This window comes from Algorimicrobium echini (assembly GCF_900115185.1).
Lineage (GTDB): Bacteria > Bacteroidota > Bacteroidia > Flavobacteriales > Flavobacteriaceae > Algorimicrobium > Algorimicrobium echini.
This window is the reverse complement of the sequence record NZ_FOVN01000001.1, coordinates 497,617-513,339: the sequence shown is the minus strand read 5'-3', so window position 1 is coordinate 513,339 and position 15,723 is coordinate 497,617. Positions and strand designations below refer to the sequence as shown.

General features: G+C 34.7%; 12 protein-coding genes. 5 read left to right on the top strand and 7 right to left on the bottom strand.

Going from position 1 to position 15,723, the window contains the following annotated elements:
- The first annotated feature begins 11 nt into the window (after positions 1–11).
- Together BM239_RS02375 and BM239_RS02370 are read left to right on the top strand one after the other, a co-directional pair.
- Complete coding sequence (locus tag BM239_RS02375; RefSeq protein WP_092206041.1) at positions 12–452, top strand: LexA family protein; 441 nt, start codon at positions 12–14, stop codon at positions 450–452.
- A gap of 41 nt (positions 453–493) precedes the next feature.
- Positions 494–2,305 (top strand): sodium:solute symporter family protein, encoded by a 1,812-nt coding sequence (locus tag BM239_RS02370; RefSeq protein ID WP_092206040.1) that lies wholly within the window; start codon positions 494–496, stop codon positions 2,303–2,305.
- 148 nt (positions 2,306–2,453) lie between these two features.
- Here BM239_RS02370 and BM239_RS02365 read toward each other — a convergent pair whose 3' ends face one another.
- From BM239_RS02365 to BM239_RS02335, 7 genes are all read right to left on the bottom strand, one after another.
- A complete protein-coding gene (locus tag BM239_RS02365) occupies positions 2,454–2,747 on the bottom strand; it encodes a F0F1 ATP synthase subunit delta/epsilon (protein ID WP_092206039.1) in 294 nt (97 codons plus the stop codon).
- A gap of 77 nt (positions 2,748–2,824) precedes the next feature.
- Positions 2,825–4,333, bottom strand: coding sequence for a F0F1 ATP synthase subunit beta (gene atpD, locus BM239_RS02360; protein WP_092206038.1), 1,509 nt, complete (start codon positions 4,331–4,333; stop codon positions 2,825–2,827).
- A 170-nt stretch (positions 4,334–4,503) separates the two neighbouring features.
- Positions 4,504–6,150: an SGNH/GDSL hydrolase family protein gene (locus BM239_RS02355; RefSeq protein ID WP_092206037.1), complete on the bottom strand. Its 1,647-nt coding sequence runs from the start codon at positions 6,148–6,150 to the stop codon at positions 4,504–4,506.
- 4 nt (positions 6,151–6,154) lie between these two features.
- On the bottom strand, positions 6,155–8,881 hold the full coding sequence (locus BM239_RS02350) for a TonB-dependent receptor (RefSeq protein ID WP_092206036.1): 2,727 nt from the start codon (positions 8,879–8,881) through the stop codon (positions 6,155–6,157).
- Positions 8,882–9,037: 156 nt separating this feature from the next.
- Positions 9,038–10,885, bottom strand: coding sequence for a glutamine--fructose-6-phosphate transaminase (isomerizing) (glmS, locus tag BM239_RS02345; protein WP_092206035.1), 1,848 nt, complete (start codon positions 10,883–10,885; stop codon positions 9,038–9,040).
- Between the two features lie 3 nt (positions 10,886–10,888).
- Positions 10,889–12,532 (bottom strand): BamH family beta-barrel-assembly machinery protein, encoded by a 1,644-nt coding sequence (locus tag BM239_RS02340; protein WP_092206034.1) that lies wholly within the window; start codon positions 12,530–12,532, stop codon positions 10,889–10,891.
- Between the two features lie 21 nt (positions 12,533–12,553).
- Entirely contained in the window at positions 12,554–13,363 is an 810-nt protein-coding gene (locus tag BM239_RS02335) for a glycogen/starch synthase (RefSeq protein WP_092206033.1), read from the bottom strand.
- Positions 13,364–13,469: 106 nt separating this feature from the next.
- On the opposite strand from BM239_RS02335, the gene panC reads away from it, so the two are divergent.
- The 3 genes from panC to BM239_RS02320 are packed head-to-tail and all read left to right on the top strand — an operon-like array spanning position 13,470 to position 15,660.
- On the top strand, positions 13,470–14,318 hold the full coding sequence (panC, locus tag BM239_RS02330) for a pantoate--beta-alanine ligase (protein ID WP_092206032.1): 849 nt from the start codon (positions 13,470–13,472) through the stop codon (positions 14,316–14,318).
- Positions 14,319–14,331: 13 nt separating this feature from the next.
- A complete protein-coding gene (gene panD, locus BM239_RS02325; protein ID WP_092206031.1) occupies positions 14,332–14,682 on the top strand; it encodes an aspartate 1-decarboxylase in 351 nt (116 codons plus the stop codon).
- A gap of 3 nt (positions 14,683–14,685) precedes the next feature.
- On the top strand, positions 14,686–15,660 hold the full coding sequence (locus tag BM239_RS02320; protein ID WP_092206030.1) for a lysylphosphatidylglycerol synthase transmembrane domain-containing protein: 975 nt from the start codon (positions 14,686–14,688) through the stop codon (positions 15,658–15,660).
- Positions 15,661–15,723 lie beyond the last annotated feature (63 nt).

Sequence of the window (15,723 nt, the reverse complement as noted above, 5' to 3'; positions counted from 1 at the left end):
ATAAAAAAGTTATGCTACTCCATACATCCAAAAACTTAACATTTTACACACCAGATTTATCAGAAAATTCAGGTGCTGTTTTTTTAGATACTGGTATTTCTGCAGGCTTTCCATCGCCAGCAGAAGATTTTAAAGAGGAACGTTTATCCTTGGATACCATGTTGGTTAAAAATAAGATGGCTACATTTTATGCACGTGTATCAGGGCAAAGTATGATTGATGCTGGTTTAGATGATAATGATTTATTGGTTATTGATAGAAGTTTGGAACCAGAAAACAACCGTATTGCGGTCTGTTTTTTAGATGGTGAATTTACGGTAAAACGCCTCCGTGTGGAAAAAGATGGTGTGTGGTTGCAACCAGAAAATGCCATGTATCAACCTATACAGATAACGGAAGATAATGAGTTTATTATTTGGGGCATTGTAACCAATGTGATTAAAAAAGTATAAATTACCACTTGATTCATTTCCAATAAAAACATGATATATCCATGGTAGAATTATCAGTACTTGATATTACGTTAATCCTTGTATTTTTTGCAATTACCCTTTTTATAGGAATCTATGTTTCCAAACAATCTGGAAAATCGGCTTCCGAGTATTTTTTATCTGGACGAAATATGCCTTGGTGGTTGTTAGGGGTTTCCATGGTAGCAACAACCTTTTCTACCGATACACCCAATTTAGTAACTGATATTGTAAGAACCAATGGTGTGTCCGGAAATTGGGTTTGGTGGGCTTTTCTACTAACAGGTTTACTAACCGTATTTGTATATGCCAAGTTATGGCGAAAATCTGAAGTCAACACCGATATTGAGTTTTATGAATTGCGTTATGGTGGAAAACCAGCACGTTTTTTAAGAGCCTTTCGCGCTATTTATTTGGGTATTATCTTTAATATTTTAGCCATGTCTGCCGTAACATTAGCAGCCATAAAAATTGGAGCTATTATGCTGGGTTTACAACCTTGGGAAACCGTTATATATGCTGGAACCATAACCGTTATATTCAGTGCTTTAGGAGGCTTTAAAGGCGTGGTTTACACGGATTTTATTTTATTTTTCACAGCCATGGCTGGTGCTTTAGGTGCTGCCTATTATTTAGTTAGTTTACCAGAAGTTGGTGGATTAAATGCCATGTTGCAACATGAACATGTAGCCGATAAATTAAATATCCTACCAGACTTTACCAATACCGAAGCTTTAATTACCTTATTAATTATTCCGTTAGCGGTACAATGGTGGAGTTCTTGGTATCCAGGAGCCGAACCAGGAGGAGGTGGTTATATTGCTCAACGTATGTTAGCAGCAAAAAATGAAAATCATGCTATTGGAGCAACCTTCTTTTTTAATATTATGCATTATGCCTTACGGCCTTGGCCATGGATTATTGTAGCATTAGCATCATTAGTAGTATTTCCAGATATAGCCAGTATTCATGAGGCTTTTCCTTTAGTAGCTGAAGATAAATTAGGTCATGATTTAGCCTATTCCGCTATGCTAACGAAGTTGCCAAGTGGTTTGCTAGGTTTGGTATTGGCCTCGTTGGTAGCTGCCTATATGAGTACCATTTCCACACACTTAAATTGGGGAGCATCCTATATTGTAAACGACTATTATAAGCAGCAAATTAATCCAAATGCTTCCGAAAAACAATTGGTAACTGTAGGTAGAGTCGCGACCATTATTTTAATGGTTTGCAGTGCATTATTAGCTTTGGTTCTAACCAATGCTTTACAATTATTTGATATTATTTTAATGTTTGGAGCAGGAACGGGTTTGATTTTTATCTTACGTTGGTTTTGGTGGCGCATCAATGCCTGGAGCGAAATTTCGGCTATGTTTGTATCTGGATTTGTTTCAATAATTTTGAATTTTACCGATTTAGGAATCTATTGTTTTGGTAACGATGCACTTATGCCAGGTTGGGCAAAATTCCCAATGATTGTGTTAGTAACGACTATTATTTGGGTTGCGGTAACATTCCTAACACCATCAGAAAACCAAACAGTGTTACAGAAATTTTATAAAAAAATTCAACCAGGCGGTCCAGGTTGGTATAAAGTTGTTAACGACGCACGTAACGATAATTTAGAATTGATAGACACTAAAGAAGGATGGAGTGTGCCATCAGGTATTTTAGCTATGTTGGTTGGCTGTGCACTGATTTATAGTGTGATGTTTGCTACAGGTTATTTTATTTATGGTGAATATGGTCATGCCTTAATTTTAACTGGAGCAGTTATCATTTTTACTTATATTCTTATTAAACTATGGAGAAAAATTAAAGTGAATGTTCTTTAATTTAAAATTATATTATTACCCTTTCCAAGTCATTTAGTATTCAGGGAATGAGGTAAAACTAATTAAACGTTTTCTATAAAAACTTAAAAAGACCTTACGCATTGTAAGGCCTTTTTTATATTTTAATTAATGAAATTGAAATTAGCTTTTAGTCAGCTAATATAATTACTTTATTGTCTTTCATCTCTAGTGTACCAGAATTGATTTTAACGGTCAGTATTTTCTTATTATCCTTTTGTGGAACAACAGATGCATGTAACTCATCAACTACCAATGTGCTTTGAGAATTCGTATTAATTTTAATAGTACCTTCTTTTAAAAGCGAAACGATAGGAGCGTGGTTCTTAAGCATTTCAAATTCACCGTTAATTCCAGGTAAAATAACAGAATCTACTTCCGAACTAAATAATGTTGCCTCTGGCGATACAATTTCTAAATACATATTTTATAAATATTCAGTATTCAGTATTTAGCAATCAGTTGCTACTGCAAACGACTACTGCAAACTGGATACTAGATTTAAGCTTCCGCTAACATTTTCTCACCAGACTCAATAGCTTCTTCAATGGTTCCTTTAAGGTTGAAAGCTGCTTCAGGAAGGTGGTCTAATTCACCATCCATAATCATATTAAATCCTTTTATAGTTTCTTTAATGTCTACTAAAACGCCTGGAATACCTGTAAATTGTTCAGCTACATGGAATGGTTGAGATAAGAAACGTTGAACACGTCTAGCACGTCCTACAGCCATTTTATCTTCTTCAGAAAGTTCTTCCATACCAAGAATTGCAATAATATCTTGTAATTCTTTATAACGTTGTAATAACTCTTTTACACGTTGTGCACAAGCATAATGCTCATTTCCTAAAATATCAGCAGTTAAGATACGTGATGTAGAATCCAATGGATCTACAGCAGGATAAATACCTAACTCGGCAATTTTACGAGATAATACGGTTGTAGCATCTAAATGCGCAAACGTTGTTGCTGGAGCCGGATCCGTTAAATCATCCGCAGGTACATAAACCGCTTGTACAGATGTAATAGAACCTCTTTTTGTTGAGGTAATACGCTCTTGCATAGCACCCATTTCAGTAGCTAATGTTGGTTGGTAACCTACAGCAGAAGGCATACGTCCTAATAATGCAGATACCTCAGAACCAGCTTGTGTAAAACGGAAAATATTATCTACGAAGAAAAGGACATCTTTTCCTTGGCCTTCGCCAGCACCATCACGGAAATATTCAGCAATAGTTAAACCCGATAAGGCAACACGAGCACGTGCTCCTGGAGGCTCATTCATTTGTCCGAACACAAAAGTAGCTTTAGATTCTTTCATAGCAGCTTTATCAACTTTCGTTAAATCCCATCCACCATTTTCCATAGAATGCATAAAATCTTCACCATAACGGATAATACCAGATTCTAACATTTCACGAAGTAAATCATTTCCTTCACGTGTTCTTTCACCAACACCTGCGAATACAGAAAGTCCACCGTGTCCTTTTGCAATATTGTTAATCAACTCTTGAATTAATACTGTTTTACCAACACCAGCACCACCAAATAAACCAATTTTACCACCTTTTGCATATGGCTCAATTAAATCGATTACTTTAATACCTGTGAATAAAACTTCGGTCGAGGTTGATAAATCTTCAAATTTTGGTGCTTGTCTGTGAATTGGTAAACCATCATTACCAGCTTTTGGTAAATCACCAATACCATCAATAGCATCACCAATTACGTTAAAAAGACGTCCGTAAACATCTTCACCAATAGGCATTTGAATTGGTGCACCTGTTGCAACAACTTCAGTTCCTCTGCTTAATCCATCTGAAGAGTCCATCGCGATGGTACGAACCGTATCTTCACCAATGTGAGATTGTACTTCTAATACTAATAAGGATCCATCTGCTTTTTTGATTTCTAAAGAATCGTAAATTTTTGGAAGTTCGATACCAGCTCCGAATTCAACATCAATAACTGGACCTACAATTTGTGCAACTTTACCTGTAACTTTTGACATTACTTATGTGTTTAATATTATGCAATTTAATTCAATGAAAACACCTACTGTTTTCGCGCTGCAAATATATGAGTTTTAATTTAAAAACCATATTAAAAATATCGGCTTTTTTTGTCATAAAAAAAGCCCTCTAATTGAGGGCTTTTTAATACTTATAAAAATGCTTGTTTTTAGCGTAATGTTGGAGGGTAATTTGTTGGTAGTGTTCCAGCATCAATTAAGTTGCCAGAGGCTTCAAAATTACTGCCATAAGTAGCGTCAATGGCTTTCATCATTTCGTTAGCAACAATGGCATATCCTCTTGCTGTTAAGTGAATACCATCCAAGCTTATTAAACCACCTTGTACTAACGCCGTATTATAAATGTAGTTTCCAGACGCATAGCCTGTGGTAGCGGCTTCGTCTAAAATACCTTTAAAATCAACTAATGCTAATCCATTGTCTGCCGCAACGGTTTCAATGGTTGCATTATAGGCATCAGTGGCTGTTTTTATAGCTGCTTGCTCACTTGGTATTAAAGCCCATTTGTCTGCTAATGGTAAAGTAACACCTTCTACAGCAAATTGTCCAGCAACGGCTGGTGATAATCCTTGACTGGCTAAAAATGCGGCGTAATCTTCATTAACTTCGCCTATTATAGAACTACTTGGTAAAACAAATAAATCATTAGCTGTTGCTTGTCTGGCTTGACCATATGTTTGGCCTAATAATCCGGCTACTATTGGAGCGGCTGCTGGAGGTAAACCAAATTGCGCTATAAATGCTGGGAATGTTGGACTGGCCAATAATGCACCTGTAATTTGTGCCGAAAGATCAGTTAAGCTTTCATCTTTTAAAACTACCGCATTTGCTTGTTCAGTTGAAAAAACAATAACGCGGTCCTCTTCTCCTAAAGCTATAAAAATCTGATTTATTGCACCATAAACATTATTTAATGTAGGTATTTGGGAAGCAAAATCAGGGTTTGAAGGGTCTAATGGATTATAAGGAACCGTTGTAAAATGTGCTAAACTGGTAATATAAGGGACATTAGTAACAACACCTTTAGCATTATTAGTTCCAATTAATGCTCCTATTGCTGCTCTAAATGAAGTGTCAAATACAATAGGGTCTGTGATATCGTTTCCTCCGTATGTGGATGGATCAAAATTTCCAGTTTGATCAACACCTGTTCCACCAGAAGTTGCATAACCCAACACATCATTTCCGCCTATTTCAGATAAAGTGAAAAATGTTGGACTTTCGTTAACTGCATCACCTAGAACTGTTGCCATTGGATTAGAAGCCATTCTGCCAAAATATGGATTTGCAAACCCATATCCTGCAACTCCTAAATGAAAACTTTTTAAGCCTGGAATACCATAGTTGTTAAAAGGTCCTGAAAGGACATTTGTTGCTTCTGTTGTTGACATGGCATTTAATGGTGTAGGACCTGTTCCATTAAAAAACAAACGAGGTCCGAATTGCCGGTTTCCATCAGTATCAAATAGTGGCATTCCATTAAATAACAATCCGCCAACATTATCTGCCATTAAAGGCTGCGTGAATGAACCACCTCCTGCTAGCGCAAATTTTTGAGATAGCATATTAGGAAATGAATTGTTTTGTGCTGCAATAAATAGGGCGTTATCTGTAAAACCAGCAGAAAATGAAGCACCAACGGCTATATATTTAGAAAAATTAGCCTCTCCAGTTACTAAAGCTGGTTTTGGTTGTTCAACATTAGATGATGCATCATCATCACTACTACATGCAGATAAGGTAATTGTTGCTGCAAGTAGACAAATATATTTGATATCTCGTGTTATCTTTTTCATATTCTTATAAATTATTTATTACTATTGAGGCATAATACATAGAACCTATATTTCCAGTACCAATGGCAGTGAAGTATTCGTCACCTAATAAGTTGGTAGCACCTACCTTAATAACCGATTTAATTTTTGGAATTGTATAGCTCAACTGTGCGTCAACTGTATGGAATGAAGGTATGTCGCCATCACCAAATGTTGCTTGCCAGAAGTAAGAATCACTCCATCTCCAAGCTAAATTAAATCCTAAATTTTTGATGACATTCGTGTTACCGAAGGACATTTTCACTTTATGTTCTGGTGTATTAAAACTGGTTCTAAAATCTGGATATTTAGCTTGGTCAAATTCTTGTTTTGTAAACGTGTAATTTGCGCTTAAATCATAATCTCCAAAAACTTTAGTTGATAAACCAATGGCTGCACCATAAGATTCAATATTTGCACCTGAGTTTGTGTAAGTCTGATAGGCTTTAAAATCGCCATTTTGTAATGCTGCTAAAGACAAGGTGTTATCGCCAACTTGTCCGTATAAAGGTACAACTACCGTTTCGTTTGAGATAAAATCGGAATATGAGTTAAAATACACGCTAGCATCAATAATTAAGCGTTTTACTTTACCACGATATCCAACCTCTATAGAAGTTACTTGTTCTGGTTTTACAATATCTATATCGGAAGCAACAGGAGCGCCGTTTTGAACAGAGTTTAATGTAAATGAATTCTCATAGGCAGCACGACCAGAAATAACGGATGTAGAACCTTGACCAAGTAATTGACCACTAGTACTTACAGAATATGTTCTTACATCACGATCTAAATTAGACTCGGCTGATCCTACTAAAACCGCACGACCTGCATCTAAACCAATAAATAAATCTTGTGTTGTTGGATTTCTAAATCCTGTTTGGAAAGAACCTCTAATATTGTGGTTTTCGTTAACAGTAAAACCAGCAGAAATTCTTGGTGATAAGAAACCTTCAAATAATTCTGATTTATCATATCTTAAGGATCCAGTTAATTTCAGTTTTAAACTTTCGTTTAAATCTAATTGTTTTTGAATTTGTGTGTAAACACCAAATTCAGAGTATTGGATTGGCCCATCAAAATCTGTGTAGATTGTACCGGAAGAATTTAAATCATATTGTCTGAATGATCCGCCAACTTGAATTTCAGCAAAATCGATTAAATGGCTGAAGTTATAATTGGCATCAGAATGATAGTATTTAGAAGCATCTTGAAAACGAGACCCAACGGATAAATCTGAATTTGAAATTACTTTGTTAAAAGCATTTTGAAAGGCAGCAGTTCCTGGTAACAAACGACCCTGGTCTGCAGCTGTTCTTGCTGCTTGGTGAGCTTGAGCTTCAGATGCGCCACCTAAAGTTGCACCAGCAAAAGTATTTATATAGTCGCCAAACCAGTCTTCATCACTTTTCCATGAACGGTTTATATTTATTCCTGTAAAAACCATATCATAAGAGTCACCAGCTTTATCAGCTACAACATATCCTCTTACAAAGAAATTATCATTTCTAACTTCTATTTTGTGTTGTTGTTGTGTAAAGTTATCAATATTATAACGGTTTGTACCTTGGTAGATTGTTGAACCTGTACCTATTTTACCAACGTAAGCAATTTCAAAATCATTAGCCCATGGTCTGTAATACAAGCCCCAATCTGCTTTAATGCTTTCCGCATTATAATCTGTAAGATCGCGTTCTTCATATCCTGTTCTACTTACATTTACATTAGGAATAAACCCTAAACCACCTGAAGCAGCTCTAATATTTGTAGAAACTTCATCACCATAAATATTGTAACCATCATAGTCTACGGCAGCTCTTGTTGCACCTGTTCCTGGTTTGCCTTCATAGTTAGTGGCAAACCAATCTGTACCACTTAACCAACCAAAATTAACTTTAGCAGCAAACTTGTCTGAAAACTTGTAAGCCATACGGATACCAACATCTGTGTAACTATTATCGCCTCCTGCATCTTGAGACGTAATTCCTTGTTTTACGTAACCACTAATTCCAGTATGGTCAAATGGATTTTTACTACGCATAAACAAAATACCATTGAAGGCATTTGCACCATAAAGTGCAGAAGCAGCTCCTGGTAATAATTCTACGCTTAATACATCAGTTTCTGTCATACCAACTAAATTTCCAATTGGGAAGTTTAAGGCTGGTGTAGAGTTATCCATACCGTCTACTAATTGCATGAAACGCGTGTTTGCAAAAGATGCAAAACCTCTGGTGTTTATAGATTTGAATGTTAAACTGTTCGTATTTACATCCACACCTTTTAAGTTTTCTAAACCACCATAGAAATCAGCAGAAGCAGTATTTTTAATTTCTTTCAACCCGAAACGTTCAACAGTTACCGGAGATTCAAAAATACGTTCTGGTGTTCTAGAAGCCGAAATAACGACTTCATCTAAAGAGGTGCCCTCGGTAAGAACAAGTTTAATAGTGTCACTACTTGAAGTTACTTCTAAAGAAGCAGATTCGAATCCAACACTACTAGCTTGAATGGTAAACGGTGGACTTTGGGATACTGTAAGGGTAAAAGCGCCATCAAAATCGGTAATGGTACCAGTTGTGGTTCCTGAAACTATGACATTTGCGCCTGGAATAGGTTGCTCATTTCCATCTACAACTGTTCCTGAAATTGTTGTTTGTGCAAATGTTATTGCACAAGAAAACAACAATAAAATTGAAAGAATTGATCTCATTTTTTGTTTAAGTTAGTTATTACAGTAGCAATATAGATAATTATAATAAAACTTAACAAAAAATTCTAAAATTTTATGCGTGCATAGTAAAGAATATACAAAAAGTGCTACACTTTATTGAATACTATTGAAAAAAAGGTGCTGAAAATTAGCAATTTACTCTACCGTAACGGATTTAGCAAGATTTCTTGGTTGATCTACATTTTTTCCTAACATAACAGCAATATGATACGATAATAGCTGTAATGGAATGGTTGTTAATAATGGTGATAATGATTCAAGTGTTTCAGGAACTTCAATAACATGATCGGCTAATTGCTTGACATTCGTATCACCTTCTGTTACAATACCGATAATTTTACCTTTTCTAGCTCTAATTTCTTCAATATTACTAACTACTTTTTCATAATGGCCTTTTTTAGTAGCAATAACAACAATTGGCATTTGTTCATCAATTAAAGCTATTGGGCCATGTTTCATTTCCGCAGCAGGATATCCTTCCGCATGAATGTAAGAAATCTCTTTAAGTTTTAACGCGCCTTCTAACGCTACTGGAAAATTATAACCTCGACCTAAATACAAGCAGTTTTTAGCGTTTTTATAAATATCTGCAACGGTTTTTATATGTTCGTCAGATTGTAAAGCCTTCGTTACTTTTTCTGGTATTAATTCTAATTCCTGAAGATGGTAATGGAAATCAGATTTTGAAATGGATCCTTTGTTTTTAGCAAGTTTTAAAGCAATTAATGTTAAAACAGTTATTTGAGTTGTAAATGCTTTTGTTGAAGCTACACCAATTTCTGGGCCAGCATGCGTGTAAGCTCCAGCGTGTGTTTCTCTGGCTATAGACGACCCTACAACATTGCAAACACCAAAAACAAATGCGCCATGAGATTTGGCTAATTTAATAGCTGCAAGCGTGTCAGCAGTTTCACCTGATTGGGAGATAGCAATAACAACATCTTTATCTGTAATTACAGGGTTTCGATATCTAAATTCTGAAGCATATTCGACTTCAACAGGAATTCGTGCTAAATCTTCAAAAATATATTCAGCTACTAAACCAGCATGCCATGAGGTACCACAAGCTACAATGATAATACGATTGGCGTTTAAAAACCGTTCAAGATTATCATCTATACCAGCCATTCTAATAATACCTTCTTTAACTAGTAATCGTCCTCTGTAAGTGTCTTTGATAGCGTTTGGTTGCTCAAATATTTCTTTAAGCATAAAATGTGGATAACCACCTTTTTCTATTTGCTCTAAATTCATTTGTAATTCCTGAACATAAGGTACCACTAATGAATCATCTTTAATTTTTCGGACTTTAATAGCCTTACCTAACCGGATGATGGCCATTTCTTCGTCTTCTAAATACACAGCATTTTTTGTGTATTCAAGAAAAGGAGAGGCATCACTAGCAATAAAAAATTCATTTTCGCCAATACCAACAGCTAGTGGACTTCCAAGTCGTGCTATTACAATTTCGTCTGGTTTGTTTTTATCGAAAACAGCAATGGCGTAAGCACCAATTACTTGGTTTAATGCAATTTGAACAGCTTTTCCAAGTTTAACATTTTCTTTCTTCTTAACGTCTTCTATTAAATTAATTAACACTTCAGTATCCGTGTCTGATTTAAAGGTGTAACCTCTTGATGTTAATTCTTTGCGAAGAGCATCATAATTTTCAATAATACCATTGTGAATAATAACTAAATCGCCAGAGTTGGAATAGTGTGGATGTGCATTAATATCGTTAGGAACTCCATGTGTTGCCCAACGCGTGTGTCCAATTGCAATATTACCGTTTGTAGAGATTTCCGTTGTTGCTAATTTTTCTAAATCAGCAACTTTACCTTTAGTTTTACAGACCTTGAGTTGAGTGCCATCAAAAAGGGCTACTCCGGCACTATCATAACCTCTATATTCTAAACGCTTAAGTCCTTGAATTACTATCGGATAGGCTTCACGATTGCCTATATATCCTACAATACCACACATATTTTAGTTGTTATTTGGTTCAGTATAAAATATTTCGAATTTTACTTTTTTAGTATCTGGAACATTCGGATTACTACCATGTAAAACGGTTCCTCTTGGCGATAAAACAGAACCAGTGGTTGTTTTTTCGCTCGGTACATTTAGTATACTAGCATTTTGAGTTAAATTAATATTAGATGTTACAAAAACACCCAATTTTAAATTGGTAGAATCTCGTAAGAGTATATTATTAACATGTTCCGTTAATCTAAACTTGTATTTTAATCCTTTGTTATTACCATCACGCTTTAGCTTTTCGGAGTAATTAACTCTTGAATTTAAAGGATTTGTTGTGCTAACCGTTGGGTCTAAATAATAATCTACTATAGGTGTATTATTTTCTAAATCATAAATTATAACGCGATCAGGCTCTTGACCTGAATTGTTAACTTCATTTTGGTTGACATAAACAACTAAATTAGCTTCATTAATTAACCATTTACCTTTCTTACCTTTAAAATAGTCTAAAGCTGGAACACTCACGCCATTGTCGTCATCCATATTGCCTGAAAACAAATCTATCACGGCATAACTTCCTTCGCCACCTTTTAAAAAGACGTTTGTATCTCCATTTACCATATTAGTATTAGAAGTAGATGTTGCAGTGTTAATAATGTTTTTTACTGCATCAGAATTTTCAAACGTATTTAGTCGATTTCCTGAAAAATTCATAGTTATTTTTCGTTCATCACGACTTTCTATGGGGTTTCCTTCATCATCAAATCCAGTCGTGATTTTTGAGCTGTAATTTATAACGATTGTTCCTTGAGAAAAATCGAGCATAATCATATTGCCTTCGCCACCTCCGAACTCCTCAACTTTGAAGTATAAACCTCTAAAATAGTTTTTAAAATTATTGGCGTTACTTAATTCTGTTTGAGAACCAGGATTTTCGGTGTTGAAGAAGAATAAGTTGTCCCAAAAGTTATCTGTATTTTCTAACTCGACGTTCAAACTGGGAGCGCTTCTACTAACTTCTTCATTTGTTTCAGTTTCTTCGTTATATTCACTAACAATCGTGGCAGAATTACTTGGGATAAAATCCTCTTTTTCGTATAACAATTCACCTTGAAAATTATTGAAATTTATCGTTTCATTAGCATTGGAATAGTATTTTTGAGGTTCCGTCAAATCTGTGCCAGGGTCAAAATCCCGAAGAAAATAATTGTTTTGATAGATTGACAGCTTGTATGAGTCATTTGAACCAAATGTAGAATCTAATACATATGTATTATTTCCATCTTCATCTGTTCCGTCAACTCTCGAAAAATAGGGAATAGTTAAGTAAACAGATTCCACTTGTGGGTCTTCGCCAAAATTAAATTCAAAATTAGAAGGTACGGCTTGTGTTATAATACTAGCCTTGGTTCTTCCGTAAATTTTGTCAAAATATATACCTAATAAATTAGAAGACAAATTATTAGTTTGAACCGGTTCTAATTTTTTATCATACATAACAGAAGGAAACACTTTTCCGTCCGTTGTAAAGTCTTTAATCCCTTCAATCTCACTCTCAATGGTGGAGAAATCTTTCTCGCATCCGACTACTGTTAGTAATAGACAGCTAAAAACTGCTATTGTTTTATACAGGCTCAATGTTTTTTTCATAGTAAATATTTAGCGCAAAAATTAGTTTAAAACCTCTGAATTATAAAATTCAGCATAGGCTTCACTAAACTCATCTTTAGGCTGGTAATCTAAAACAGGTTTTTTAGAATCTTTTAAATGTTTTGTTAAATCTTCTGGAAGATCTTCAGAGCCAATAATTAAAGCGTCCGAATAATCAATTGCTACTTTCATAACATTGTTATACGTCGGGTCTTTAAGCGTTTTGATGGCCTCTTCGTTAATATTATCAAATTTTATTTTGTTAAACATGTCTTTATTTAACGAACCGTCAAAGCTTTGATTGTATACAGAGGTAACTATTTTACTATCGTTAAACAAGGGCTCGTCTTTATAGTATTCTTTTAGGTAAACGGGTAGTAGCGATGCTAACCAACCATGAACATGAATAATATCTGGTGCCCAGTTTAATTTTTTAACTGTTTCAATAACGCCTTTTGCAAAAAATATGGCACGTTCATCGTTATCAGGAAATAAATTGCCTTCCTCGTCTGTTAGTGTGGCTTTACGCTTAAAATATTCGTCATTGTCTATAAAATATACTTGAATACGCTCTTTTGGTATAGAAGCAACTTTAATAATAAGTGGCATATCCAAATCATTAATAACTAAATTAATACCAGAAAGCCTTATAACTTCATGCAATTGATGCCTGCGTTCATTAATATTACCGTATCGAGGCATGAAAATTCTTATTTGTCCACCCAATTGATTCACCATTCGTGGTGTTTCAAAGGACATGGAAGAAATTTCAGTTTCAGGTAAATACGGAACTACTTCAGATGATACATATAATATCCTCTTATCTTTCATAATATTAATAGCTTTTGAAGTTCAAAATAAAAAACACGCAAAATTACAAAAATTTATGCTAATTGCCCGTAAAATATTAAGTTTGCACGCGTTAAATTTTTATTAAGTGGTCGTTTTTACAGAAAAGAAGCAAATTGAAAAGCATTTACAAGGTCTAAAAGACAAGCAATATCGTATTGGTTTTGTGCCAACCATGGGTGCGTTACACCAAGGGCATTTGTCTTTAGTGGTAAAAGCTTTGGAGCAGAATGATTATGTTGTGGTAAGCATTTTTGTTAACCCAACTCAATTTGATAACGCTACAGATTTAAAAAATTATCCACGTACTTTAGCTCGCGATACAGAACTTTTAGCTACCGTTTCAGATGCTATTATAGTTTATGCGCCAGATGTATCAGATATCTACGAAGTAGAAACGAAAGCCGAACAGTTTAATTTTGATGGTTTGGAATATGAAATGGAAGGCCGTTTTCGGAATGGTCATTTTGATGGTGTTGGTACCATTGTTAAACGTTTATTTGAAATAGTAAAACCTGATCATGCCTATTTTGGACAAAAAGATTTTCAGCAATTAGCCATAATAAAAAAAATGGTTGAAAAGCATCAAATTCCAGTTGCCATACACGGTTGTCCCATATTGAGGGAAACTAATGGTTTAGCTTTAAGTTCTAGAAACGAACGTTTAAAGCCAGATTATAAAAAAGCAGCTCCTTTTATATATAAAACGCTAAAATCTGCCAAAAAGCAGTTTGGCACAAAAAGTGCTAAATATGTTACAGAATGGGTTGAAAAAGCATTTAGCAATCATGATTTATTACAATTAGAATACTTTATAATTGCAGATGAAAAAACACTAAAACCTGTTATTAGAAAATCAAAAAACAAAACGTATAGAGCGTTTATTGCGGTCTATGCTGACGATATTAGACTAATTGATAATATCGCACTAAATTAATTATCTTTGCCACATGCAAATTCAAGTCGTAAAATCTAAAATTCACCGTGTAAAATGTACAGGTGCCGAACTTCACTACATTGGTAGTATTACTATTGATGAAGATTTAATGGAGGCTGCCAATATTATTCAAGGTGAAAAAGTGCAGATTGTCAATAATAATAATGGTGAACGTTTAGAAACCTATTGTATTCCAGGCCCACGGAATAGTGGTGAAATCACCCTTAATGGTGCAGCAGCACGAAAAGTGTCTCCTGGAGATGTATTAATTCTAATTACTTATGCCTTTATGGATATTGAAGAAGCTCGAGTATTTAAACCATCTTTAGTCTTCCCTAACGAAGATACTAATTTATTAAAATAAGTAGTGAATACTACCTTAAAGAAATATCTTAAAATTATACTCCCAATTCTGTTGGGAGTTTTTTTAATAGGGTATTCTTTATCCAAAGTGCCTCTGACAGAATTAATAGATTATTTTAAAAACGCCAATTACTTTTACATAGGTCTTGGTATGTTTTTTGGACTTTTAAGCCATTTATCACGATCTTACCGATGGTTGTTTCAGTTTGAACCCATGGGTTATAAAGTAAAGTTTGGCAATAGTTTTATGGCCGTTTTTTCGGCTTATCTTATTAATTATACCATTCCTCGTGCAGGAGAAGTTGCCCGAGCATCCATTATAACAACTTATGAAGGTGTCCCATTTGAAAAATGTTTAGGTACTATTGTTGCAGAACGTGTAGCCGATGTTATTATGCTGCTTCTTATTATTGGAATTACCCTTGTTTTACAATTCGATTTTATCATGTCTTTTTTTGTAGAGCGCTTTAATCCTAAAAGTTTATTGGTGTATCTCATTATTGCTATAGGACTTGTAGCTGTTTTTATTTATTATATTAAAAAAAGTACATCAGGCTTCGGATTAAAAATTAAAAACTTTATAAGAGGTTTAGCAGAAGGTGCATTAAGCATTTTTAAAATGAAAAAGAAATGGGCATTTTTAAGTCATACTGTATTTATTTGGGTAATGTACGTCCTTATGTTTTATACAACCTCTTTTTCAGTTGAAGCTTTAAACGGAGTAACAATTGGTGCTATATTAATAGGATTCATATCAGCAACCTTCAGTATTGCAGCTACCAATGGTGGTATTGGCTCGTATCCAATTGCCATATATGCAGCATTTTCTATTTTTGCTATTCCCGAAGCGCCAAGTATTGCTTTTGGTTGGATTATTTGGACTTCGCAAACCTTACTCATTATTTTGTTCGGTGGTTTGTCTTTAGTGTACTTACCTATTTTTAATAGGAACAAGCCAGTAATAGAAAAAAATTCCTAGTCTTATTCAGATATTATTTCTTTTTAATACCATTAAATATTTAGGCATATTTTCATAACTTGC

What these genes read in the sequence shown, in the direction of transcription:
- BM239_RS02375 (WP_092206041.1), top strand. Translation starts at nt 12, where the DNA reads ATGCTACTCCATACATCCAAAAACTTAACATTTTACACACCAGATTTA.
- BM239_RS02370 (WP_092206040.1), top strand. Translation starts at nt 494, where the DNA reads ATGGTAGAATTATCAGTACTTGATATTACGTTAATCCTTGTATTTTTT.
- BM239_RS02365 (WP_092206039.1), bottom strand. Translation starts at nt 2,747, where the DNA reads ATGTATTTAGAAATTGTATCGCCAGAGGCAACATTATTTAGTTCGGAA.
- atpD (WP_092206038.1), bottom strand. Translation starts at nt 4,333, where the DNA reads ATGTCAAAAGTTACAGGTAAAGTTGCACAAATTGTAGGTCCAGTTATT.
- BM239_RS02355 (WP_092206037.1), bottom strand. Translation starts at nt 6,150, where the DNA reads ATGAAAAAGATAACACGAGATATCAAATATATTTGTCTACTTGCAGCA.
- BM239_RS02350 (WP_092206036.1), bottom strand. Translation starts at nt 8,881, where the DNA reads ATGAGATCAATTCTTTCAATTTTATTGTTGTTTTCTTGTGCAATAACA.
- glmS (WP_092206035.1), bottom strand. Translation starts at nt 10,885, where the DNA reads ATGTGTGGTATTGTAGGATATATAGGCAATCGTGAAGCCTATCCGATA.
- BM239_RS02340 (WP_092206034.1), bottom strand. Translation starts at nt 12,532, where the DNA reads ATGAAAAAAACATTGAGCCTGTATAAAACAATAGCAGTTTTTAGCTGT.
- BM239_RS02335 (WP_092206033.1), bottom strand. Translation starts at nt 13,363, where the DNA reads ATGAAAGATAAGAGGATATTATATGTATCATCTGAAGTAGTTCCGTAT.
- panD (WP_092206031.1), top strand. Translation starts at nt 14,332, where the DNA reads ATGCAAATTCAAGTCGTAAAATCTAAAATTCACCGTGTAAAATGTACA.